The organism is Shewanella sp. FJAT-52076 (assembly GCF_019457455.1).
Lineage (GTDB): Bacteria > Pseudomonadota > Gammaproteobacteria > Enterobacterales > Shewanellaceae > Shewanella > Shewanella zhangzhouensis.
On record NZ_CP080415.1, the window covers coordinates 3,476,113 to 3,500,451 of the forward strand.

General features: G+C 55.5%; 19 protein-coding genes and 1 riboswitch. Of the genes, 10 read left to right on the forward strand and 9 right to left on the reverse strand.

Annotated features, from left to right (window positions below):
* Positions 1–221 precede the first annotated feature (221 nt).
* Positions 222–1,451, forward strand: coding sequence for a phosphoglycerate dehydrogenase (gene serA, locus K0H79_RS15350; protein WP_220076390.1), 1,230 nt, complete (start codon positions 222–224; stop codon positions 1,449–1,451).
* A gap of 132 nt (positions 1,452–1,583) precedes the next feature.
* Positions 1,584–2,543 carry a tRNA-modifying protein YgfZ gene (gene ygfZ / locus K0H79_RS15355; RefSeq protein ID WP_220076391.1) on the forward strand — a complete coding sequence of 320 codons (960 nt, stop codon included), beginning with the start codon at positions 1,584–1,586 and terminating at the stop codon, positions 2,541–2,543.
* A 166-nt stretch (positions 2,544–2,709) separates the two neighbouring features.
* On the opposite strand, the gene K0H79_RS15360 is transcribed toward ygfZ, so the two are convergent.
* The 3 genes from K0H79_RS15360 to K0H79_RS15370 all read right to left on the reverse strand — a co-directional run bounded on the left by K0H79_RS15360 (position 2,710) and on the right by K0H79_RS15370 (position 10,770).
* Positions 2,710–3,732 (reverse strand): two-component system response regulator, encoded by a 1,023-nt coding sequence (locus K0H79_RS15360; protein WP_220076392.1) that lies wholly within the window; start codon positions 3,730–3,732, stop codon positions 2,710–2,712.
* Positions 3,733–3,817: 85 nt separating this feature from the next.
* Positions 3,818–9,109, reverse strand: coding sequence for a PAS domain S-box protein (locus K0H79_RS15365; protein WP_220076393.1), 5,292 nt, complete (start codon positions 9,107–9,109; stop codon positions 3,818–3,820).
* Positions 9,110–9,363: 254 nt separating this feature from the next.
* On the reverse strand, positions 9,364–10,770 hold the full coding sequence (locus K0H79_RS15370; RefSeq protein WP_220076394.1) for a sodium:alanine symporter family protein: 1,407 nt from the start codon (positions 10,768–10,770) through the stop codon (positions 9,364–9,366).
* 116 nt (positions 10,771–10,886) lie between these two features.
* A riboswitch (glycine riboswitch) is annotated at positions 10,887–11,016 on the reverse strand.
* 435 nt (positions 11,017–11,451) lie between these two features.
* Here K0H79_RS15370 and K0H79_RS15375 point away from each other — a divergent pair.
* From K0H79_RS15375 to K0H79_RS15410, 8 genes are all read left to right on the forward strand, one after another.
* Positions 11,452–12,000 carry a DUF3332 domain-containing protein gene (locus tag K0H79_RS15375; RefSeq protein WP_220076395.1) on the forward strand — a complete coding sequence of 183 codons (549 nt, stop codon included), beginning with the start codon at positions 11,452–11,454 and terminating at the stop codon, positions 11,998–12,000.
* A 283-nt stretch (positions 12,001–12,283) separates the two neighbouring features.
* Positions 12,284–13,021 carry an ABC transporter ATP-binding protein gene (locus K0H79_RS15380; RefSeq protein WP_258405409.1) on the forward strand — a complete coding sequence of 246 codons (738 nt, stop codon included), beginning with the start codon at positions 12,284–12,286 and terminating at the stop codon, positions 13,019–13,021.
* A 2-nt stretch (positions 13,022–13,023) separates the two neighbouring features.
* Positions 13,024–15,642, forward strand: coding sequence for an ABC transporter permease (locus K0H79_RS15385; RefSeq protein ID WP_220076396.1), 2,619 nt, complete (start codon positions 13,024–13,026; stop codon positions 15,640–15,642).
* A gap of 1 nt (position 15,643) precedes the next feature.
* A complete protein-coding gene (locus tag K0H79_RS15390) occupies positions 15,644–16,807 on the forward strand; it encodes a lipocalin-like domain-containing protein (protein ID WP_220076397.1) in 1,164 nt (387 codons plus the stop codon).
* Between the two features lie 194 nt (positions 16,808–17,001).
* Complete coding sequence (locus K0H79_RS15395; RefSeq protein ID WP_258405410.1) at positions 17,002–17,361, forward strand: DUF3144 domain-containing protein; 360 nt, start codon at positions 17,002–17,004, stop codon at positions 17,359–17,361.
* Between the two features lie 832 nt (positions 17,362–18,193).
* Positions 18,194–18,550, forward strand: coding sequence for a hypothetical protein (locus K0H79_RS15400; protein ID WP_220076398.1), 357 nt, complete (start codon positions 18,194–18,196; stop codon positions 18,548–18,550).
* 39 nt (positions 18,551–18,589) lie between these two features.
* On the forward strand, positions 18,590–19,216 hold the full coding sequence (locus K0H79_RS15405; RefSeq protein WP_220076399.1) for a LysE family translocator: 627 nt from the start codon (positions 18,590–18,592) through the stop codon (positions 19,214–19,216).
* A gap of 150 nt (positions 19,217–19,366) precedes the next feature.
* Complete coding sequence (locus K0H79_RS15410) at positions 19,367–19,861, forward strand: DUF7000 family protein (protein WP_220076400.1); 495 nt, start codon at positions 19,367–19,369, stop codon at positions 19,859–19,861.
* A gap of 342 nt (positions 19,862–20,203) precedes the next feature.
* Here the strand turns inward: K0H79_RS15410 and K0H79_RS15415 are convergent, their stop codons facing one another.
* The 6 genes from K0H79_RS15415 to K0H79_RS15440 form a co-directional block, all read right to left on the reverse strand.
* Positions 20,204–20,413, reverse strand: a complete 210-nt coding sequence (locus tag K0H79_RS15415) for a hypothetical protein (RefSeq protein WP_220076401.1) — start codon at positions 20,411–20,413, stop codon at positions 20,204–20,206.
* Positions 20,397–20,558, reverse strand: a complete 162-nt coding sequence (locus K0H79_RS15420; RefSeq protein WP_220076402.1) for a hypothetical protein — start codon at positions 20,556–20,558, stop codon at positions 20,397–20,399. Before K0H79_RS15420 ends, K0H79_RS15415 begins: the two co-directional genes overlap by 17 nt.
* A 302-nt stretch (positions 20,559–20,860) precedes the next feature.
* Positions 20,861–21,073: a cold-shock protein gene (locus tag K0H79_RS15425; RefSeq protein WP_011761070.1), complete on the reverse strand. Its 213-nt coding sequence runs from the start codon at positions 21,071–21,073 to the stop codon at positions 20,861–20,863.
* 259 nt (positions 21,074–21,332) lie between these two features.
* Complete coding sequence (locus K0H79_RS15430) at positions 21,333–21,506, reverse strand: hypothetical protein (protein WP_220076403.1); 174 nt, start codon at positions 21,504–21,506, stop codon at positions 21,333–21,335.
* A 13-nt stretch (positions 21,507–21,519) separates the two neighbouring features.
* Positions 21,520–22,710, reverse strand: a complete 1,191-nt coding sequence (locus K0H79_RS15435; protein ID WP_220065581.1) for a class I SAM-dependent methyltransferase — start codon at positions 22,708–22,710, stop codon at positions 21,520–21,522.
* A gap of 458 nt (positions 22,711–23,168) precedes the next feature.
* Entirely contained in the window at positions 23,169–24,302 is a 1,134-nt protein-coding gene (locus tag K0H79_RS15440; RefSeq protein ID WP_220076404.1) for an endonuclease/exonuclease/phosphatase family protein, read from the reverse strand.
* Between the last annotated feature and the right edge of the window lie 37 nt (positions 24,303–24,339).

Consider the following 24,339-nt stretch of genomic DNA (forward strand, 5'->3'; position numbering starts at 1 on the left):
CACGCCACTGCTGTTCACAGGTCAGCGCAACCCAAACCACCCACTTACAGACCGGGCTTAGTGCGGTATCATTTACCTTATGTGATATTGTTCTGGTTTTTGAATAAACACTTTAGCCATCCAGCCCTCCACACTGTGTAAAAAAAATGCTAATTTGGGCGGGCATTGACAGTCAGCAGACACATAAAACCTATAGGCATTAGAAAGAGGGTATCTACACCATGGCGAAACATTCGCTGGACAAGGATAAGATCAAGTTCCTGCTGCTCGAAGGCGTCCACCAATCTGCGGTAGATGTACTTGAGCGGGCGGGCTACACCAATATCGAATATCACAAGGCGTCCCTCGCCGATGAGGCGCTGATTGCGTCCATCAAAGATGCCCACTTCGTCGGCATTCGCTCCCGCACCCAACTGAGTGCCGAGGTGCTGAGCAAGGCCGAAAAACTGGTCGGCATTGGTTGCTTCTGTATTGGCACCAACCAGGTCGACCTCAAGTCTGCCGAGCTCGCCGGTATCCCGGTATTTAACGCCCCCTTCTCCAATACCCGCTCCGTGGCTGAGCTGGTGCTGGGCGAAATCATCATGCTGATGCGCGGTATTCCCCAGCGAAACGCCCTGTGCCACCGCGGCGGCTGGCTCAAGAGCGCCAACGGCAGCGTGGAAGTGCGCGGTAAGACCCTGGGCGTAATTGGCTATGGTCATATCGGCACCCAGCTTGGCATTCTGGCCGAAACCCTGGGTATGCGGGTGAAGTTTTTCGATATCGAAGACAAGCTGCCGCTGGGCAACGCTCAGCAGGTGCATTCCTTTGAGGAATTGCTGGCCAGTGCCGATGTGGTGAGCCTGCATGTGCCTGAAACTCCGCAGACCAAAAACATGATTGGTCACACCGAACTGGCCACCATGAAAAAGGGTAGCTTCCTGATTAACGCTTCCCGCGGCACAGTGGTTGATATCGACGCCCTGTCAGCGGCGCTCAAAGAAGAGCACATTGCCGGCGCCGCCATCGACGTGTTCCCGGTTGAGCCAAAGTCCAACGATGATATCTTCCAAAGTCCGCTGCGTGGCCTGGACAACGTTATCCTGACCCCGCACGTGGGTGGTTCTACCGAAGAAGCCCAGGAAAACATCGGCATCGAAGTGGCCGGCAAGCTCGCCAAGTACTCAGACAACGGCTCTACCGTGTCTGCGGTGAACTTCCCCGAAGTATCCCTGCCACTGCACAAGGGCACTTCACGTTTGCTGCACATTCACAAAAACCGCCCCGGTATTCTTATCAAGATTAACCAGGCGTTTTCTGAAAAAGGCATCAACATCTCCGCCCAGTACCTGCAAACCACCGCCGATATCGGTTACGTGGTGATGGAAGTGGACACCCACCAAGCCGAGGAAGCACTCGAGCAACTGCGCGGCATCGAAGGCACCATCAGAACCCGTTTGCTGCACTGACAGTGACCCATAAAAAGGCGCCCGGGGGGCGCCTTTTTAATTTTGCGAGTCCGGCAGGGATATGGTCATTCACCCGGCCATTGGGATCCGCTACAATCCCAGACTATCCAAGTTCATTTCAAGGAACAGGCAATGACATTTACCGTCTCACAGGCCGCCTGGGCGCTGGACAGCGAAGGCCCGGCATTGACCCTGAGTTTACTCAATCATCTCGGGCTGGTGTCTGTCACCGGCGAGCAGGGCAACAGCTTTATCCATGGCCAGGTCACCGCCGATATCAGTGCGTTGGAACCCGGCCAATGGCGCTGGGGCGCCCACTGCGATCCCAAGGGCCGTATGCTGGCAACCTTCCGCACCTTTAAACTGGGCGACGCCCTGATGATGCTGGAGCCGCGCAGCGCGCTGGAAGTCTCACTGGCACAGCTGAAGAAATACGCCGTATTCAGCAAGGTGGAGCTTGTGGATGTAAACGGCGAGCTCACCCTCTTGGGTGTATCTGGTCCAGAAGCAGCCGGTTTTGTTGCCCAGCACTTTGGCACGTCAGAGGCAGACGTTTACAGCACAGAGCAAGGCACGGTACTGAAAGACGGTGAGCGTTTTATTCTGATCCTGGACAAGGCCAATGCCTGTGCCCTGATAGAGAAAAGCGGCCAGCCGCTTTATGGAGCAGGCGTGTGGCAAGCATTGGAAATCCGTGCCGGCTACCCCAATATCGCGGCGGGCCATGCCAGCGAGTACATCCCCCAGATGTGTAATCTGCAGGCCCTCGACGGTATCAGCTTTAACAAGGGCTGCTACATGGGGCAGGAAACCGTGGCCCGCACCAAATACCGTGGCGGCAACAAGCGCGCGCTCTACATCCTCTTTGGGGAAAGCCAGACGCCTGTGCGCCTCGAAAGCACCCTGGAAATCGCCGTGGAAGGTGGCTATCGCAAGGCAGGCAACATCATTGAGGTGGTGAGCCGTGGCAGCAAGGTACTGATGACCGCAGTCCTTGCCAATGACACAGAGCCCGATGCGGTGCTGCGTCTCGCCGACGACCACGAGGCAAGCTTCACCCTGCTGCCCCTGCCCTACTCCCTGGAAGAGTAACTCATCAGAAGCAGGTCCTTGTCAGCGCAGGGCATGTAACCGATATGCATCCCAGACGAACAAAGCGGACATACAAAGCAGACAAAAAAAGAGGCGCCTGGTTCGCCTCTTTTTATTTGAAAGCCCGGCATTCGTGCGCGAGCAATCACAGTTGCCAACTGCCGGGCTAGTCTTCCGTTTCCATGTGTTTATCGCGCACCGCAACCACCTCGGGCAATATCTGCTTGAAGTGCTCCACCAGCTCAGGATCGAAATGCTTGCCGGCTTCCGACTCCAGCAAGGCCATGGTGTCTTCGATACTCCATGCCTTCTTATAAGGCCTGATGGACGTCAGGGCATCAAACACATCAGCAATGGCGACGATACGCCCCTCGATGGGGATCTCAGTGCCACTGAGGCCATTGGGATAGCCAGAGCCATCCCATTTTTCATGGTGTGTCAGGGCAATACGGCGGGACATCTGCAGCAGCGGATCCGGATGTTCGCCAATGATTTCAGCACCTATGCTGGCGTGCTGCTGCATGATTTCCCACTCTTCGGCATCCAGCTTGGCCGGTTTTTTCAGTACCGCATCGGGGGTGCCTATTTTCCCTATATCATGCATGGGCGCGGCATTGTACAGGAGCTCGCAGAAGGGTTCAGGCAACCCGGCCTGTCGTGCCAGCAATCTCGCATAATGGCTCATGCGTACCACGTGCAACCCGGTTTCGTTGTCCTTGTATTCGGCGGCGCGGCCGAGACGGCGGATAATCTCAAAGCGGGTCTGTTCAAGCTCCCTGGTCCGTTCCCGCACCTGCTCTTCAAGCAGTCTCTTCTGGTCGTAAAGTGCCAGGTGGGTTTTCACCCTCACCTTCACAATGGGCGCACTCACCGGCTTGGTGATATAGTCCACGGCCCCCAGCTCAAAGCCCTGGGTTTCGTCAGCGACCTCGGCAAGGGCGGTAACGAAAATCACCGGGATATGGGCCGTCATGGGTTCCTGCTTGAGACGGCGGCATACCTCATAGCCACTCATCCCGGGCATCATCACGTCCAGCAAAATCAAGTCCGGAGGCGACTTCAGCGCCAGCGCCAACGCCCTTGGGCCATCAATGGCCACCTTGACCTTATAATCCTGCCCCAATATCCCCACCAGAATATCGATGTTCTCCGGGGTATCATCCACCACCAGCACTGTGGCCTTTTCCATTGCAACCTCCCTTGTTGCCGCTCCTGCTGTGGGCAGCCTGTTACCCGGGCAATCAGCGCCCACAACGATTTGTTATTGAGTATAGTCAGGCGGATTCGCCGTCGGTCTCAAGTTCCTGTATCAGCTCTCGCACCAAATCGGCGCCATCATCAAACTGGTAGCCCGCCACCATCTGGCTCACCGGCTTAAGCCTGGCCCACACCCCCGGTGCCACTTGCGCGGATAGCGACTCAAGGGCTGCCACCGCCCCCGCATCGGCGTCTTCAAGCTGTGTCACCAGAGTATTGAGCACCTCTTTGAGGGCATCGGCGGACAACTGCTCTCCCGCCTCTGCGGCCGGCTCTTCAACCCCAGCTGTCATCCAACGTTCAATGGCAGCCACTATGGGCACCAGCCGGGTTTCCACCGCTTCCAGCTCGGCTTCGCAGGCCTCTCCCTGTGCAAGCTTGGCTTCGAGTTGCCGTGCTTCTTCAACCAGGGTGTCGGCGCTGAGGTTACCCGCCACGCCTTTGAGTGTGTGGGCCAAACGAACGGCATCCTCCTGCTGCCCCGCTGCCAGGGCCTTGCGGATTTTCTTGCCTGCCTGGGCCTGGCTGGTGACGAAACGCTCCAGAATGCGGCGATAGAGGCGCTCTGAGTTTTGTACCAACTGCAAACCCCGGTCGATATCCAAATCTTCATGCTCTGGCCAGCTTGTAAGGGATGCCGCCTGTTGCTCTGGATCTGTATCCGCGTTTGCTGATACCCGCCCTTTGGTTTCAGGGCAGAGATACTGCAGCAGGGTCTGATAGAGGATCCCCACCTCAATGGGCTTGGCGATATGGTCGTTCATCCCCGCGAGCAAACACATCTCCTTGTCGCCCGCCATGGCGTTGGCCGTCATGGCAATCACAGGCAGCTCGGCAAATCCGGGCAACTTCCTCAACTCCCGGGTGGCCTGATAACCGTCCATCACCGGCATCTGACAATCCATCAGCACCAAATCGAAGCTCTGCTGACCGAGTTTTTCCAGCGCTATCTGACCGTTGTCGGCGATGGAAAGCACCACCCCCACCTGTTCCAAAAACTCACTGGCCACTTCCTGGTTCATCTCATTGTCTTCCACCAGCAGGATGCGTTTGCCCTTGAGTCCGGACAGTTGCTGGGCATTCATGGGCTGCGCCTTACGTCGCACAGGTTTGTGTCCCTGACGTCCCAGCGCCGACATGATGCCATCCAACAAACGGGAGGCGCTGATGGGCTTGGTGATGTAGCCATTGATGCCCAACTCCTCCACCTTGTCGATAAACTCGCTGTTGGCGTGGGCAGAAACCATCAGGATAAGCGGTGGCTGCTTGAGTTTTCGCATCCTTGCTGCGGTTTCAGTGCCATCCATTTCGGGCATTTTCCAGTCGATGAGGGCGATGCGATAATCCCGCTGGGCGCACTTCTCCAACGCCTCCATGCCGCTGCGGGCACTGTCGACGGAAAAGCCCATGCTTTGCAGCGTGGTGCGAAGAATATCTCTGGCTGTGCTGTTGTCGTCTACCACCAGCACCGCCATGCCTTCCAGCTCCTGCTCAACATTCAGCTGGGCGTTTTGCGCCACCTTTACCGACACGGTGAAATAGAAGGTACTGCCATTACCAAACTGGCTGTCGACCCCAATCTCGCCGCCCATCAATTCCACCAGCTGTTTGCAAATGGCCAGCCCAAGGCCGGTGCCGCCGTATTTGCGGGTGGTGGAGGTATCGGCCTGACTGAAGGACTTAAACAGCTTGGCCTGCTGCTCGGCGGTAAGCCCTATGCCGCTGTCGCGCACGGCAAACTTGAGCTGCACCTGATCCTCATCCCGGGCCAGCTCGCTGATGGACAACATCACCTCACCCCGCTCGGTGAATTTAATGGCGTTGTTCATCAGGTTAATCAGCACCTGGCTGAGGCGAAGCGGGTCACCTTCAAGGTGCGTTGGCACGCCGGGGGCAACAGAAAACAGCAGCTCCAGCTGCTTATCGGCGGCTTTCACCGAGAACATGTCGCCGAGGTCTTCCAGAATAGTATCCAGCTGGAAGGGCACCACCTCGATATCCAGTTTTCCGGCTTCAATTTTCGAGAAATCGAGGATGTCGTTGATGATACCGAGCAGCGACTTGGACGCCCGCTCGATTTTTTCCACATAGTTGCGCTGCTTTCTGTCGAGCTCTGTCTGCAGGCAAAGCTGCGACATGCCGATAATGGCGTTCATGGGGGTGCGGATTTCGTGGGACATGTTGGCGAGGAAATCACTCTTGGCCTGGTTGGCCGCGTCGGCCTCTTCCTTGGCGGCCATCAGCTCGTCGGAAAGCAGCTTAAGGCGGGTGATATTGGCGATACTCATCACCACTGAGCGCTCACCGCCGTCGCCTTCTTCCAGCTCAGAAGCAATCACCGCCATCCACATCAGCTCGCCATCGCCATCGAGCATGCGCCACTCGCCGCTGATACTGCCCTGCTCACTGTCGGCCAGGGCCTGATACAAGCCAGTGGCAAGCGCTCGGTCGTCGGGGTGCATCAAATCCGCCAGTTGCTTGCGCTTCAAGCTGTCGCTGCTTATGCCCAAATCACTGACAAACTGGCCGTTGCAATCCTTGATAATGCCCCTGTCATCGAGGTTAACAATGCCAATACCGGCGTTATCAAAGAGCGCCCTGAAGTGGGCCTCGCTCTGGGCAAGCTCAGTCTCCATGCGTTTACGGCCGCTGATGTCCATCAGATAGCCGTTCCACACCAGCGCGTCCTGCTGCTTGCTGCCCCGGGCGCCCGCCTCCAGCCAACGCAACTCGCCGGAAGGGAAATGGTATCTGAAGGCCTTGGTCCACTGCATGCCGTGAAGACCGGCAAGCATCTGAATGATCTCGCCCCTGTCTTCTTCCACAATGCGCTCGGCCACCAGCTCAAAGTTATCCAGCACCTCATTGCGATGGAACCCCAGGGTGGCCATGGCCGCACTTGAGAGGAAGGTAAAGCGTCTGTCCCGCTCAGAGCGCCACACCAGCTGGTACACAGTGCTGGGCACAGACTCGGTAATGGTTTCCAGTTGCTCCCGCGACTGTTCAATTCGCTCCTGAGCAAGCTTACTTTCGGTGATGTCGTTCAGACTGCCGTCAAACCACACCGGGTTACCGTCTTCATCGTAACTGGCTTTGCCCTTTTCATGTATCCAACGAAGGCCGCCATCCCGGTGGCGAATACGGTACTCCACCTCAAAGGCGTGCTGCTCGGCAAGGGCGCCGGAAATAATGGCGTCACAGTGCTCTGTGTCCTCTTCGAGGATAAGGGAGCCAAAGGTGCGCTTTTTGTTTTCAATAAAGTGCCAGGCGGGATAACCGGTGAGCTCAGTGATGTTGTCGCTGACATACTCCATGGTCCAGGTGCCATTAATGCGGGTACGGTAAACCGCGCCGGGGATATTGGACACCAAACCACGAAAGCGACTCTCACTCTCCCGAATTTGGCGCTCAACCGCCAATTGCTCGGTCAGGTCGCGAATGGATGCCGCCACCTGACGCTGTCCACGGCTGTCGGCGGGTAACAGGCTCAGACCAATCTGCACCGGAAAGTGCTCGCCGCCACATTTAACCGCATGCAGCGGCTTGCCGCTGGCCATAATGCGGTCTCTGCCGCCATCGATAAAGAGCTGACGCTTACCCTGATGGCCATGACGCTCATCCTCAGGGATCAGCGCATCTATGTTCAGATTCAGCATCTCTTCGCCGCTGTAACCAAAGAGCTCCTGGCAACGGCTGTTGCTGAATACCAACTGTCCCGACTCATCCACTATCAACATGGCCTCGGGCGCGGCCTCGAGCACCGCATTGGACCAGGCTGCGGCGGAAAACTGCTCTGTCACATCGTTAAACAGCATCTCCACCGAAATCAGTTGGCCTTCATCGTCCAGCAACGGCTGCATAAAGAGGTCCAGCCGCCGCATGCTGCCATCGGCACCGGCCATTTCTACCTGATGGGGTGGCACAGACTCGCCCCGCAGCGCCATCTCCATAAATTGCCAGTTTTGCTCGTTGATGGCGTTGCTGGAAAAGAGCCGCTGATATTTGCGTTTAAGCACATCGGGTGAGATCCCAAGCACCTTTTCTACCCCGGCACTGACCTGGTCTATATTGCCGTCGGGGGTCATGGAGCAATAAAAAGACTTATCGCTCATGCCGTCGATAAGGGTGGCGAAGCGGTTGCCGCGGGAGTCGAGCAGCGCCTGCTCCCGCTCTTCCAATACCTCGGCCATCTCGTTGAATTTATGGCTGAGAGTAGCGATTTCCCGCACTACCCCTTCGGGTTTTTGCAGCCGTTTGATGAGCCCTTTACTGAAATCCACAATGCCGGTTTCCAGCGCTTCCAGGGGCTCGGTCAGGCGTTTGGCACTGTAATAGCTGGTCAGCAGCAGGATCAGCGCCAGCAGCAGAAGGCTAAGAGTTAAGGAACTGAACCCCTTCAAGAAAGTCTCGACCAACTCAGTTTGTGGCGTGATGACCAATACCCGCCATGCCAGTGGCGACACCTTGGCGATGCTGGCGAGATACTGAACCCCGTTCAGATCTTTCAGGGCGACTTCCTGGGTGTCCCCCTCCAGCACTTTTCTGGCCGCCTGCACGCTGGCGGCATCATTTGTCAGCCAATCACTCAGGGTCGCATTGCGGGCGAGGTTATTGTCCGGATGATAGATAAGGGTGCCATTGGCATCGAGCACCAACAGCTTCTTGGGATCTATGCCCAGCCGAATGGGCAGACTCGAGAGCGCCAGATCCGTGGTCACCACCCCCAGGGGCGCATCATCGCCGAAGGGCTGGGAGAAGGTGATCATCTGAATATTGCCAGCACCATCGTCGTAGTAGGGTGGCGTCCAGTACCCGGTTGGGCGCTTGAGGGCTTCGGTCCACCAATCCCACTGACCATTGGTGTAGTCATAGGCCTCTTTGCCTATATCCAGGGTGGCAATCGTCAGGTCCTGACGAAACACATAGGGGGCAAAACGTTCCTGACCGGGCATAAAACCCGGTACAAAGGCGACGGCCGAGCCATAAAAATTACTGTTGCGGGCGAGGCGATCGGCGAGCAATTGATACAGAAAGGGGGCTTGTTGCAGCTGCTCCCTTGCATCGAGATGCCCAAGGGTAAAGGCAAGGGTTTGGGTGTCCTGCTGGGCCAGTGTCAGTTCGAATTCGAGCCGCTTGGCGGCGAAATCAGCTTTTTCGGCCAGGTCGGCAAAAAAGGCCTTTTCTTCGGCCTTATAGTTAAACCAACCGGTAACGCCTGAGACCCCGGTCATGATGATGATAAGGGGCACGGCTATCTGAAACAGGATCCGACTGCGAAAAGTCGAAAGTTTTGCGGTATTTTCCGGCATGCGGCTGCCTCTCTGACAATATCCCTGTATACCGGCTAACCCGGCAGTTTTGGTCAGACACGCACTCTCCCCTTCCCGGGAAGGACTTCAGCGGCTTGGCTCTTTCAGTCACACAACTGATTGAACTTCGGCGAAAAATTAACTCGTCCATTTAACCATTCAAGATACGAATAGACAAGGGAGCCCGATCACCTTTTCTCCAGTGCGTGGTCGAATTTACCTGCCGCTGACAGACATCAAAGCGCCATTACAGCTTAACTCAACAGGCCATTTTCAGCCTCTTTTGATGGGCCCTCCAGCGCTGCCTTCCCAACCGTCATGGCGCTGCGGGTACCAAGGGCACCAAAATAGCATTGGCTCTCGGCGATGATGACGCTGCGCAGCCCAATAAGCGCTATCAGATTGGGGATGGCCATCAGGCCATTGACGACATCTGCAAGCAGCCAGATAAGGTCGAGCTTGATAAAGGCACCACCGGCAATCAGCAGCAAAAAGAACAGCCGATAGAGTCCCGCGTAACGGCCATTGGTGAGGTAGCTCCAGCAGCGCTCGCCATAGTAGTTCCACCCCAGAATAGTGGTAAAGGCAAAACACACCAGCGCCACGGTCACCAGATACTGCCCCAGCAAGGGGTCTGTTGCCGCGGAAAAGGCCGCGCTGGTCATGGCCGCCCCGGCGCTGTCTCCACTCCAGACACCTGTGATGATAAGCACCAGGCCTGTCATGGTGCAGATAATCAGGGTATCGAAAAAGGTGCCTGTCATGCTCACCAGCCCCTGCTCCACCGGCTCTTTGGTACGTGCAGTCGCCGCCGCAATGGGCGCGCTGCCAAGGCCGGACTCGTTGGAGAATACCCCGCGGGCGATACCGGTTTGAATCGCCAGTGCCACAGTCGCCCCCAAAAAGCCGCCCCCGGCGGCAACCGGGGTAAAGGCGGCATTCACCACCAAAGACAGGGCCGGCACTATGGCGTCATGGAGGCTTAACAGTACCCAAAGGCAGGCCAGCACATAGCCGATGGCCATGGCGGGCACCAGGGTTTGGGCAACCGATGCGATGCGCTTAACGCCCCCCAGGGTCACGGCCGCCACCAGCACAGTCAGCACGCTGGCTGTCACCCAGGTGGGCACGGCAAAGGCCACCGTCATGGCATCACTGATGGCATTGACCTGAGCAAAGGTACCTATACCGAAAAAGGCCACCCCCACCCCGAACATGGCAAAGAGCTTGGCGAGCCAGCCAAGGCCAAGGCCGTGTTCAATGTAATACATGGGGCCACCGGCGATATTGCCCCTGGCGTCGGTGGTGCGGTATTTGAGCGCCAGCAAACACTCGGCGTATTTGGTGGCCATGCCAAAAAAAGCCGCCACCCACATCCAAAACAGCGCACCCGGCCCACCGAGCTTGATGGCGGTGGCGACCCCCACTATGTTGCCCGTGCCTATGGTGGCCGAAAGTGCGGTGCAAAGCGCCCCAAAGGACGACAGCTCCCCCTTCCCGGAGGCGGGTTTAAAGAGCAGTGACAGGGCGAGGGGTAATTTGACAAGCTGCAGCAGCTTCAAGCGAACGGTGAAGTACACACCGGTACCCACCAACAAACACAGGGTCACAGGACCCCAAACAATAGCGTTCAACTGCGTCAGCAGTGCGTGAAAATCCATAGCATCCTCGGTTATTAAACAAACGACATTAATAAACGGAGGAGGAAAAGAAATGGCTGCGAACCAAGGTGGAAGAGACCTGTGGCAAAAGGCCACCCGGGGAGGGTGGTGCAATCATCCTCTCCTCTGTCCTTTTGCCTGAGCGTTTCACCCCAAAGGGGCTTTCGCCTTCGGCGCCCGGTGCCGATTACAGCTGACATGCTCGATGCCAGAAGTAACTGACCGGATCTCTCCAGAGGCTCGTCCAGTAGCAGTCCACACCAGGTCAATTCCTGGCACCTGAAAGAGTCCTTCGACTTGCATCGAAGTTGGCCTCGTCGGTGTGGGGCACGCCCCAACTCTCCTGCTACCTTCATCCGAACGGAACCCGCGGTTTGGCCGCGGGGGAAGCAAGATTGCCAGAAGCCGGGGATACAGGCAACAGGCCGCAAGGGAAGCGTGACGCCCATCATGCTTGCCAACGTCCTTTGCCTGTAACCTTTGTTAGTGTTCTGCAATACAATCCGCCGCAAAGTCAGCAATTCAAACCTTTAGCATCAATCACTTACAAAAGATCTCAAGCCGGTTACGACCACAACAGAATCCTTACCCCAAAGTGTGAGCCACTGCCCGGTGAGAAAAGGCCCAGCCACTAGAATCTGCGCCCCGAATACCCGATTGATTTCACACGGATTGAGCCAAATGAAACTGAATAAAGTCACCCTGACGCTGGCGCTGCTTGCCAGCACCCAACTCACTGCCTGTATGGGCCAAATGGGCCTGAGCAGCATGCTGACCCAGGGCAATCTGTCGGCGGTGGATAACCGCTATGGCCGCGCCGGTCTGTATATGCTGTTGGCGCCGGTTTATGGTCTCACCGCCACAGCCGACCTCTTTATTTTCAACAGTATCGAATTCTGGACCGGCAAAAACCCTATCACCGGCAAGTCTCCGGCTTTGGTGGACATGCCCGCCAAAACCATTATCAAGGTCAACGATAAGCTGGATAAGGAGCTGACCGATGCGCCGCTCAAGGGCGCCCTGGGCGCCGACAACCGCCAGCAGATTGAAAATGCTCAGTTTGTTGCCATCGATGACAGCACCCTGACCATGTTGGTGCGCTTCAGCGATGGCCGCGACCAAACCATGACAGGTAAGCGCAGCGGCGAAGGGGTGGACTTCTTTGTCGACAATCACTTTGTGACCCGCGTAAGTATCGAGGAGCTTAGCGCCTACGCCGCCAACCGCTGAGCACTGAGCACTGAGCACTGAGTTGGAATAAGCCAGATATCCGCCACTGCTTCACGCCCTGACTTTTTGCTCAGGGCATCTGCCAGCGGCAAAGTCTTGAGGTTCACCATTCCAGGTAAGCGTCACCATTCTCAACTTTTTTGGACCAAATCCGTCATTCCCTCCGGTATCAGGCTGATCTTTCCCGCTTGTTTTAACGTAGTTTTTCCCAAAGCAGCAGGTTATCCTTTGTCCAGTTACTGCCGGCAACACCTGGCAGTGACGGCCGAACTAAGGAGAGGTAATGACGCCGATAGTCGCCATGCAGGAGATACACAAGAGTTTTCAGGACGGTGCAGAGCGACACCGGGTACTGGATAATCTCACCCTGGAAATCCACCCCGGTGAAACTGTCGCCCTCACAGGTCCCAGCGGCAGCGGCAAGAGCACCCTGCTCAATCTGATTGCCGGGTTCGATGGTCCCGACGATGGCCACATCCACCTCCTTGGCAAACCCACCCATGAGTTCAGCGCCAAAGACTGGGACGCGTTTCGCCGCCGCGAGCTTGGCATGGTGTTTCAGCAGTTCAACCTGCTGGAACCGTTAAATGTGCAGGCCAATATTCATTTTCCCCTCGCTTTAAACGGTCTGCCCTGGGATGACTGGTGCAATACCCTGGCAAGCCGTTTGGGGCTGACCGAGCTTCTGTCCCGCCCGGTGGACAGCCTCTCCGGCGGTCAGCAGCAAAGGGTCGCCATCGCCCGGGCTCTGGCTCAGCGCCCGCCGCTGCTGCTTGCAGATGAACCCACAGGCAACCTGGATGAGCACGCCGGCGACGAGGTGATGACCCTGCTCACCAGCCTCGCCCGGGAAAGCAATACTGCCATCCTGATGGTGACCCACAGCGAGCGCTGCGCCGCCTTTATGCAAAGACGCTGGCACCTCAGCAATGGCCAGATTGCCGAGGGCCAGCGGTCCGCAGGTGGCAGTCCGGCGACTCAACAACTTGTGCCGGACTCGGACAGGCCGGGCCGGGCATAAGCATGGGCACGACGCAAACAGCACGCACCCAACATGGCCTGTGGCTGAGCCTCCAGGTCTTTGTGGGCCATTACCGCCGTGCACCGCTGCAGGCCGGGGCCATTTTGCTGGGCATTATCCTCTCCGTGGTACTGCTCACTGCGGTCAAAAGCATCAATGAAAATGCCCGTGCCAGCTACCGCGAGGCCACGGCACCCCTTTCTGGCCGCGCCGCCTTTACCCTGCTACCGGCAGGGGGCGCCGCGTTTCTCAGCGATGACATTTATTTTCGCCTCAGTCGCCAGGGCCTTAAGTTGCTGCCCAGATTAAACGGCGTCATCACCGACGATAGCGGCAGACGCTTTTACATCGACGGTATCGACATAATCGCCGCCACTTCTGCGGCCAGTTCCGCGGCGACCTCCAGTTCTGATCCCCATAGTCCAGCGCCCCAGAGCGCATCGGCCAAATCCGGCAGCCCCCTCTCTGCCAACCTTGACCTGGCAAGCCTGCTCAGCGGCGAGCCTGTATTGCTGCTAAGCCAAAGCCACCTCGAAAAGATTCAGGCCGCAGGCGACGTCACCCTGAGTGGCAAGGGAATAACACTGATTGGTTTGGATGACAGTTATGGTCTGGGCAGCGCCATGGTGGCCGACCTGTCCTTTGCCAAAGCCGCGCTGAAGGCGTCCGATACACTGAGCAGCATTGAGGTGCTGGATAGTGTAAGCCCGGCGGCACTCAAGCAGCATTTGCAGGCTGCCGGAATAGATGCCTCCGGGCTTGAAATCGTTGCCGAAGATAATGGGGCGGCGCTCAGTGAACTCACCGGCAGTTTTCATTTAAGCCTCAAGGCCATGGGGCTGCTGTCTTTTGTGGTGGGGCTCTTTATCGCCTACAACGGCGTGCGTTACAGCCTGATGAAGCGCACCCGGCTTTTATTGCAGCTGCGCCAGCTGGGTGTGGGGCAGCGGGAACTTCTGGGCGCCCTGACGCTGGAGCTGATGCTGATGGTTAGCTTCGGCGCCTTAGTCGGGTTTGTGCTGGGGCTGTGGCTGGGTCAGGTGCTTATGCCACTGGTCGCCATGACACTGGAGCAAATCTACGGCGCGCGCCTCTTGCCCGGCCACTGGCAACCAGCCTGGTTTATTGAAGCCTTTGGCCTGACCGCCGCCGCGAGTCTCTTTGCCTGCATCCCCCTGATGGCAAGGTTGGTGGCCACACCGCTCGCCAGCAGTCGTCATCAGGCGGCGAGCCAGGGTTTCGATACCCGAATGCAACGGCTGCAGCTTGCGGTTGCCGCTGCACTGTTACTGCTGGCGCTGCTGATAACCCTGGTGGAGCCTCAAGTAAGCCAGTATCTGCGCGAGCAGCAACTGCCACGGCTGTTGCCGATTTATAGCCTGGGGCTGATTGCACTGGTGACGCTGGCAACGCCGCTACTGTTACCCAGCCTGCTGGCGAGGCTACCTGCGCTATTTTCCAGGCCAGGCCTCTACAGACCTGGGCTGTCACACTACCTGGTGGCCGAGCTTAAGGTTCTGGCACCGCCCATGTCGCTGGCCATGATGGCCATGCTGCTGGCGCTGTCGGCCAATATCGCCATGACAACCCTGGTGGGCAGTTTCGAAGGCACCTTAAAGGCCTGGCTCAACCAGAGACTCCATGCCGATATTTACTTAAGGCCCGGCGACAGCCGCATGCAGGAGGTCATGGCAAAACTCGATGGCGACAGCCGCATCAGCGCCAGCTACCGCCAGTATTCCAGCCCCGCCGTGCTCACAGGCCAGGGTAACAGCGATACCCGCTTCCGGCTGCTGGCGCGGGATAGCCTGTCGGTACGGGAAACCAGTACCTTGAAGCAATTCGATGACACGCTGTGGCAAGCCATGGAGCAAGGCGGCAGGCAAATTCTGGTGAATGAGCCCATGGCGCTGCGGCTCAATATTCAGCTTGGAGATACCCTGGATGTGGCCGTTGGCGGCCAACGTCTGAACCTGGTGGTTGCCGGCATTTTTTACGATCATGGCAATCAACAGTTTGAAACCCTTATCGAGGAAGCGTTATGGCTTGAGCTGGGGCTCTCCCCCATTCCCATGAGTCTGGCGCTGAGCTGCAACGAGTGCGACGCCGAGCAGCTTGCCAATGACCTGGCCGGGGAGCTTGAGCTGTCACGCTCGCTGATTTTCAGCCAGCAGAACATCAAAAAAATTGCCATCACCATGTTTGGCCGCACCTTTGAAATCACCGCAAGCCTCGGCACCCTCACCCTGCTCGTGGCCTCCATTGGCCTGTTCTCGGCGCTGTCCATGCTCTCCGCCAGCCGCGAAAATCCGCTGGCGCGGCTGCACGCCCTGGGGGTGAGCCGCCGGGAGCTGCTGCTAATGAGCGCAGTGCAAATGCTGCTGATGGTGCTGGCCACCGCATTGCTTGCGGTGCCCGTGGCCTGGATACTCGCCTGGCTCTTGATCCACAAGGTCATTTTGCTGTCATTCGGCTGGAGCCTCACCATGGATTGGCAATGGCTGCCGGTACTTACCGCCATAGGTGCGGCGCTGCTGTCGGCCTCGCTGGCCCTCGCCTGGCCCCTGTGGCGTCAAAGCCGTCGCCCGCTAATCCGCAGTTTGCAGCAGGAGGCTAATTGATATGAGCTTAGCACTGAAAATCATGCTCTTGCCCCTGCTTGTACTGACTTTATTGCTGACCTCTGGCTGTGACAAATCCGGCGACAATCGGCATCAGGCCCCAGACACAGCGCCCCCCGGCATGGGGGAACTGATGGCGGGGGATATTACAGGCTTCGATACCGTGAGCCCCGGCAAACCTCTGAGTTTTCCTGCCGACCACGGCCCCCACAATAATTTCCGCCAGGAGTGGTGGTATCTTACCGCCAACCTCAAAACCGCCGGCGGCGAGCTTTTGGGGCTGCAGTGGACCCAGTTTCGGGTCGCGCTGAAACCAGAACCCGACACGGCATTGCCGGGGGGCAATCAGCACGGCGCCGACGACGGCTGGCACAGCCGCCAGCTGTGGTTTGCCCACGCCGCGGTCACCCGCAAGCACAGCCATGTGGCTGCCGAGCAATGGTCCCGTGGCCACAGTCAACTTGCAGCCGCTGGCGGTAACCCCTTTTCGGTGCATCTCGCCGACTGGCGCTGGCAATCCAACACCCCGGATCTCTTTCCCGCAAGCCTCTCTGTTGCAGGCGCAAACGGCGCCGAAGCCCCCGCCTATCGGCTCAGGCTTTCCAGTCGCTCGCCGCTGCAACTTCAGGGTGATAAGGGTTACAGCGCCAAGAGCTTCGATGCGGGGCTGGCATCCTATTACTACTCGGCGCCTTTTATCGATATCGAGGGAGAGGTACTGCTGGATGGCGAGTGGCAAAAGGTCAGCGGCCAGGGCTGGCTCGACCGCGAATGGAGCAGCGCCTTTTTGGGGCTGGCACAACAGGGCTGGGACTGGTTTGCCCTGCGCCTCGACGATGGCTCGGCGCTGATGCTGTTTCAGCTGCGTGAACAAAACGCCAAGTCCTTCACCCATGCCAATCGCATGTGGCCCGATGGCCGCAGTGCGCAGCTGGAGGTGCTCTCGATGATGCCAACTGACTACCATCAGGGTTATCCGGTTGTCTGGCAGCTGAGGTTGAAAGACAAAAGCGCAGGCGGCCAGCTTAATCTCAAGGTTGAGGCCCTCAACGGCGACGCCCGCATGCAGCTCAGCATGCCATATTGGGAAGGCCCGGTACGCATCAGTGACAGTGACAGCGGCAGCCACAGAGGTGAGGGCTATATGGAGCTGACGGGGTATTAGCGAAAGCCTTCGTCGGGACGACGCTTTGGGATGTTTTGGGATGCGGCGCAGCTATTTGTCAGGCTATCGCGCTATTCTGTGATTCAGTCGGCTGTCCCTTCAGGGGCAAATACTTTAGGGTAAGAGCAACTACAAACGGGGCGAGTTCCTGGCGTTTTTCCTTCAGGAACCGACCCTTCACACAGGAATATCCCATGTCTGAAGAAACGCTTGCCACCGAGACCACATCTGAAACCAGCACTGATACCACCTCTGAGATCGCTTCCAATAGTCAAAATGCCTTTTACGAGCGCGCCTCCGAGCTGATCAAGCTCGCCAACCAGCAAAATCAGGATCCAGCTATCAAAACCGGCGAGATCAGCGCCTCCTTCATGTGGGCCGTCGCCCGCTACAACGCCTGGTTTGCCTCCACCAGCTTTGAAACCCAGGCGCAGATGCAGCCCAAGAAGCAGGAAATGATGGACTATTACATGGAGCGTTATAAAGAGATGCTCGAAGCCAACCTCGATGACTATATCGAGAACTTCGACCACTACAGGGCAACACAGAAGTAATAGCTCACGCGACTTCTTCGAAGGTGGAAGCAATACCCCAACGGTGAGGCGACAGTCGCAAGCTGTCGGGGTTTTGTTTCTTGTCTGGCTGGGTCAAAAGCATCCCTTGTCACTACTGCCAGTCTTCGATTCCCAATTCCTTCTGTATCGCCTGCTCTGGCACCTTGGAACACAGCTGTTTTTTCGGTGATGGCGTGCTTTCCCGTGAACACTTGCCGGTATAAACGACTTTACTGTACGATGGACACAGTTTGTTTTATAACCAGTAAAAACAATGGTTAAGGCATAACGCATATAATGCTTGTTACCGTCAGGTAACGCCCAAGGAATCGCGTTTTGGCAGCAAAGGATTGCAGATTTTTATCCTTCCTTTACTCCCCCGAACCTGTGTTTTTCCAAGGCGCTGCCTTGGGCCTGTTTTTGCGTTAACCCTGTGAGGGTTGTTGTTTTGCAAACAACAAAAGGTCGTGGGTCTTCGACCCACACCCGGGGAAAGGGCGAAAGCGAGCCTGCAAGGCAAGCGACAGAAAAGTTTCTATCGCTTAGCTTGAGCCGAAGGGCATCTGGCCCGCCACGCGGAGGCAGTATCGACTTGCACTTGCGTCCATGCAAAAGAGCCAGCTCACCATCCATGGTTCGCGCTCATAAACGCCCTGGCGAGCATGAGCCCTTGTCCAATCCCGCTGCGACCCGCAACGAAGCGGGATGGGTGTAACCGTCAGCAAGCGAGTTCTGGCTGTAGGCAGCGGATACCTCGCAAGGTAAAGCAAGCTTACAAGCATGGGCCACCTTGTAAGGTCGCAGTATTAAAATGTTATGCAAGGTCAGAAAAATGAGTAATGACATATATTTGTATTTGGTGAATGGAATTACGGAATACCTTGGAAGACCAAGTGATCTGCCGAGCGGCAACGGTACTCGGTTCAAAAAGCAGTCCGATTTAGTGCTAACCGTATATCATTCTAATATTGCGGACGGCAATTCTGCAGAAGTAGCCCTCAAGCTGGAATCAGTTGTTGCTAAAAAAGGCATAACTCGAGCCCAGGGCCAAAATCATATAGATGCAATTTGTGGCTTTACTAACCATCCTGTAAAACCCAATCCCAAATACAATTGGCCTCGGGTCGGCATCAGAAGTCAAAACGAGGCAGATAGGGTCATCACTTATCTATCTGGGCTAAATGCATAACAAGGCTGTAAACCGGAACCAAATTATGGAGAAAAAGAAATGGATCTTAATTCACTACTACTATTTATAGTCGCTTGTCTTGCTATCAATATGATACCAGGGCCAGATGTTATCTATATTGTTTCAAACACAATGAAAGGTAAGTTGGTCGCTGGTTTCAAAGCTGCAATGGGACTTGGTGTAGGTTACTTTGTTCATACCTTAGCAGCTTCATTAGGATTATCTGCAATTATCCTCAGCTCAGCGTTAGCTTTTAGCGCAGTCAAATGGTTAGGTGCCGCTTATCTAGTCTATTTGGGTGTTCAGTCGTTACTTTCAATGTGGCGTGGGGATAGCAGATTGAAAGTAAGTGAAAGCGTTGAAAGTGACAAAAATGTATTTGTACAAGGCGTAATTGTTAGTGTCTTAAACCCGAAAGTTGCACTGTTCTTCCTTTCGTTCCTACCTCAGTTTATTGACACATCATCAGGTTCGGCTTCGATGCAATTTTTGTGGCTTGGTTTGTTATTTAGCGTACTGGCTACAATGTGTAATATCCTGTATGCATCAGTAGGTAGTTGGGTCTTTAGACGCCCGAATTCTCAGCGCTACTCACGAGGGCTAGAGGGCGTTTCTGGTGTTTTACTTATTGGGCTAGCAAGCAAAGTTGCGATCAGCGATCGCTAGTGGCATAACAAAGCATTTAAGAGTGATTCGCAACGCTTGGCAGTTTCGCTTCGTTCAAGTATAGCCACCTTAATGCAGCGTAATCGGCTACGGTCACCGCTAAGGCGCTGGGGCGGCGTTATGTGCTAGCGGAGTTTAGAGGACGAGGAAATGCCAGATGAAAAAAGTTTAAACGCTCGAATTCCTGCGTACAAAAAAGCGTTCGCTAGTGGGGAGCTCCAAAAAACATATCAAAGCCTTGTTGGAATCGTACAGAATCTCAGAACTGAATTTGATAAAAATTACAAAGGCGAGTACTCAGTTGCAAATGTACTGCATGGTTATATCGACTTTACTTATTTTTATTTGCAAAACGATTTCCTTAAAAAACAGAAACTCAAGTTAGCAATCGTACTAAACCATCAAGAGGTGCGCTTCGAGCTTTGGCTGCTGGGACAGACAAAAGATGTTCAGATTAGTTATTGGGAAAAGTTACAAGGCGAAAAATGGGTGAACCAAGATGTCATGCCAGAATGGTCAATCTTTGAAGTTACAATGCTTGCCAATCCGGATTTCGACGATGCCAAGATGTTATCTGAGTCAATTCGCAGTGTGTTTTCTGACTTGTCTACGGAGATTTTTAACACATTAAAGGCATACGGATAATGCACATAACAAGTGACTGTGGCAGTCCGTCAATGGATTTTAATCTGTAACAGTCACTTTTTCGCCCCATCCAAGCTGCTTTGGCTTCAGCTTTCAGTTGCTGCAAACCGCCACATTGCTACAGGCAAGGCAATTCGCTGACCTAACAAAAAGGCCTGTTCTTGATGAACAGGCCTTTCGAATTTGAGAAGAATTAGGCTCTAACCCTACGACTTTCGCTAAGCAGCGCCTGGCATTCAACCAAAGTATCGACCACTGCAAACCGCCAGAATGGCTCAGGCAAAGACAGGCTTGAAGAGTGCACACAATCAGAAAGTTGTAATAGCCGCAGCGCTTAGCGGCTTACCGTTGACGGCTATTGAAAAACCGCTCGGCGCTGGCGAACAGCTGATCGCATTGTTTTTTCTGCGCTGCATATTCAACACTGTCTTCTTCCAGGGTATCCAGAACTGCTTTGGCGCTTTGATACTCACCGACCATATGCTCGAACTTGGAATCGAAATTATCCTGACGTACTTTTTTGCCGACTTTGCGGTTAGATGGCTTTCGCATAGGGTTCTCCGGTTAAAGTTCCAGCTTTTTTATGTTGTTCTCTGGCTATCAGAATATCGTCGATTTCATTTCTGATTTGATGGCTGTTAACAGGCTTTTTTGAATTATCACTCAGAGGACTATTCCCAGGCTTTTTATTGCTCATGGTTTACTTCCTTTTCTGATTGAAATTCAAACACTCTCAGGATGACATCGTGAGAGTTACCCATTGTGCCTGTACCAGCAGACTCGTTAATCTTGATGGATTATTGAGGTGTGAGCTGTGATGAATAGCGTGCGCTGTTAATATTATCTGTGCTGATACTATCGGTTTGATACTATCTGCGTTGATACTATCGATTTGATAAAAGAGGGTGATACCTGAACGGCTGGTCTAAGAGTGCCGCGTTGCAGATATCCAGGCAGTGTAGGTGCCTGCTACGCAGCAGACACCTTAAAAACAAGCAGTTACAGCAGGGTAACGTTTGCAGCTTGTGGGCCTTTGTTGCCCTGCTCTACGTTAAACTGAACCTGTTGGCCTTCGGCCAGGGTCTTGAAGCCATCAACAGCAATGGCTCTGAAGTGAACAAATACATCGGCGCCACCATTATCTGGGGTGATAAAGCCAAAGCCTTTTGTTTCGTTGAACCATTTTACTGAACCAGTAGTTTTAATAGACATAAATATCTCGCATAAATAAAAATTGAAGCTACTAAATTGGAAATGAAGAAAAAGGAATCGCAGGATAAATATGACAAACTGATTCGTTTGAAACTGAGAAAATCTTGAACTAAATATATCAATAGTAACTGTGCTCGATGAGCTGCGGTCACTATACACTTTGTCAGCAGAATAGATAGTTATTTCGTATTTTATTTTCTCAATCTGCGAATTTATTTCGGAAAATTAAACGTCAAAAATGGCATTAAAACCCGTTAAATCAGACGGCTGCAGCCAAAATTCGGATTTTCAAAACAGTCATTGGGATTTTGCTCAAACTCCCCAGTTTAGGTGTTGGCAATGTCTTTCTCGGCAGGGGTAAGCTGCCGAATGGTTGCAGCCAACCCTTCGGCTCAAACAAAAAAAGCCCGCTCATCGAGAGCAGGCTTTTCATTTGGCACTCTGGGTTACCAGACCCTGGCAACGAGCCCCTTAAGGTAGAAACCTTCCGGGAAGGCGGCGCCGATGGGATGGTCTGAGGCCTGACTCAGGCGCTCGATAAACTGGGCGTCGCGGCCGGCATCGAGGGCGGCGTCGGCAACGATTTTCTGGAACAGGTCAGCGGGCATCAGGCCGGAGCAGGAGAAGGTCAGCAGGGTGCCGCCGGGCTTAAGCAGCTGCATGGCAATCATGTTGATGTCCTTGTAACCACGGCAGGCGCCATTGAGCTGGGCCTTGTTGTCGGCAAACTTGGGTGGGTCGAGCACTATCACATCGAAGGTTTTGCCTTCGTCGCGGTACTGGCGCAGCAGCTTGAACACATCGGCTTCGCTGTAGGTCACATGGTCATCGTTCAGGCCGTTGATGGCCATGTTGTGACGGGCGGTGTCCAGTGCCAGGGTGGAGACGTCCACGTTCTCGATGCTTGCGGCACCGCCCTTGGCGGCATAGAGGCCAAAGGTGCCCGTGTAGCAGAAGCAGTTGAGCACCGACTTGCCTGCCACGAAACGGGCAGCCATGGCGCGGTTGTCGCGCTGGTCAAGGTAAAAGCCGGTCTTGTGACCCTTTTCCACATCGACGGCAATCTTGATGCCGTTTTCTTCAATAATCAGTGGCATGGCAGGCAGCTCGCCGTGGAGCAAACCTGTTACCAGCGGCAGGCCTTCTTTCTTGCGGGAGTCCACATCGGAACGCTCATAAATGGCGCACTCGGGGAACTGCTCGGCGAGCACAGACACCAGGGTGTCGCGCCAGTAATCGGCGCCGGCCGACAGCAACTGACACACAAGCACATTGGCGTAGCGGTCGATGGTGATGCCGGGCAGGCCGTCGGACTCGGCGCCGACCAGACGATAGCCGGTGAGGCCCTTTTCGCGGATAAGCGCATCACGGCCGGCCTGGGCACGGGCGATGCGGCGGGCGAAAAAGTCGCGATCGATGGCTTCTTCTTTATCGAAGGTCCAGACTCGCACCTGAATTTGTGAGGCATCTGACCAGGCACCACGGCCAAGCCAGCGACCGTCGTGTGCCACCACATCCACGGTTTCACCGCGCAGGGGCTTGCCCTTGATGTTGTGGACGCCGCTGGAAAACACCCAGGGGTGACGACGGTCGAGGGACTTTTCCCGTCCCGGCTTGAGTTTGATGCGAATGCTCATGAAGATGTCTCGATAACGCCAAAGGCGGCGTGTTACAGATTGGAGGCGGCGCATACCGGGTTGCTGATGACCGCAGCCGGTGCGCCACTGCCGTGAAATGCGGCCTATTTTACCTTGTTTGCACAGGCTTGGCAGGCATTCCCTTAAAAAAGCTCCAGCCCAATGATTAGCGGCGCAGGATCCCGGGCCTTTATAACCCTTGGTAGAACGGCTTCGCGCTATAGAGGCTCCAGTCCAACCACTCCATTAAGAGCCCATGTTCTGGAGTCTTCGTTAACCCGCGGCCTGTTCGCTTCGCGCTACAGAAGCTCCAGCCCAACCACTCCATTAAGGACGCATGATCTGGAGTCTTCGTTAACCCGCAGCCGGTTGGCTTCGCGCTACAGAAGCTCCAGCCCAACCATCCTATGAAGGCCGCATGATCCAAATCTTGGCTCCCTCGGTAGAACTTCGTCGCGCTATAGAAGTTCCAGCCCGACTACCAGAGCCGCATGATCTGAGCTTTCACTGTCACGTTCATACACGGGGCTTCTAAGGTGCTCATCGAAGACCGAGAAATGGCATACCCGGCCACGGGCTGGGGCCAATGCCCCATCAAAATCCTGACTCAGAAGGATATGGTCCAGCAGGCTGCCGCGGGAGCCCAGATAATGGGTCGGTCGCCTTGCCCAGCTTAAATCTTCCGTTGAGTCAGCTCCGTGGTGGCCGCCACTTTGCCGGTCAAACAGCTGGCCCTCCAGAAACAACACAGAGGCATCTTTAAGAGTAAATTGGCCGATGGCGTTGGCAAAGGCCTGTTCGCTCAAGCCCCCCAGGCCCGCCACTTGTCTGTCGTTGCCATGAATGGCATCGGCCCCCAGCCAGAAACCGCGAAACTCGGCGGCATCCAATCCGCTGTTAAAGTCGCCCATGACCACCATGGGATTGGCAGTCTCATCCCGCCGATTGATGAGCGCCTGATACAGGAGCATGGCCTCAAAGCCGCGGCGGGCGCTGCTGGCAAAACTGCCGAGTGCCCGGTGGGCCAGCAGTCTTGGCGCGGCCTTCATATCACCCAAAGCCTCTGGCTCAAACAGTGGTCGCTGGGATTTAAAGTGCAGCACATAGATATCCAGCATGCCCCAATCAGCAAGGCTGACTGTGGCTCTGAGCACCCTGCGGCCAAAGCGAAAATCCGCCTTAAGGTCCATGGCGGCAAGGGCGGCAGGTTCGGGCTCCACCGCCGCCACTTCTGCCAGCGGCAAACGGCTGGCAATGGCCACCACGGGCGCGCGGCAGACATAATCTTCACAGTTTGGAGTATCCACCACGGCAAAGTGCGGGTAGCCCAACTCCTGCATCAAGGCCTTAAGTTCATCGACGCTGAACACCTCCTGAAACCCTATGATATCGGCCTCGAGACTGGCCACGCAGTGGCGCAGCCAGTCGCATTTTTTCTGCCACTGGGCCCTGGTGTAGATGCGATCAAACTCATAGGCGGCAGCGGGGGGCGCCAAAAAGTTAAACAGGTTCAGGGTGGCAATATCCACCCTGGCCGGCTGCGGCAGGGATAGAGGCGCGGCGTCATTGCATGGGAATTTACTCTTGCCCAAAGATAGCTCTTCTCTGTCAACGTCCAATGGCTACAGC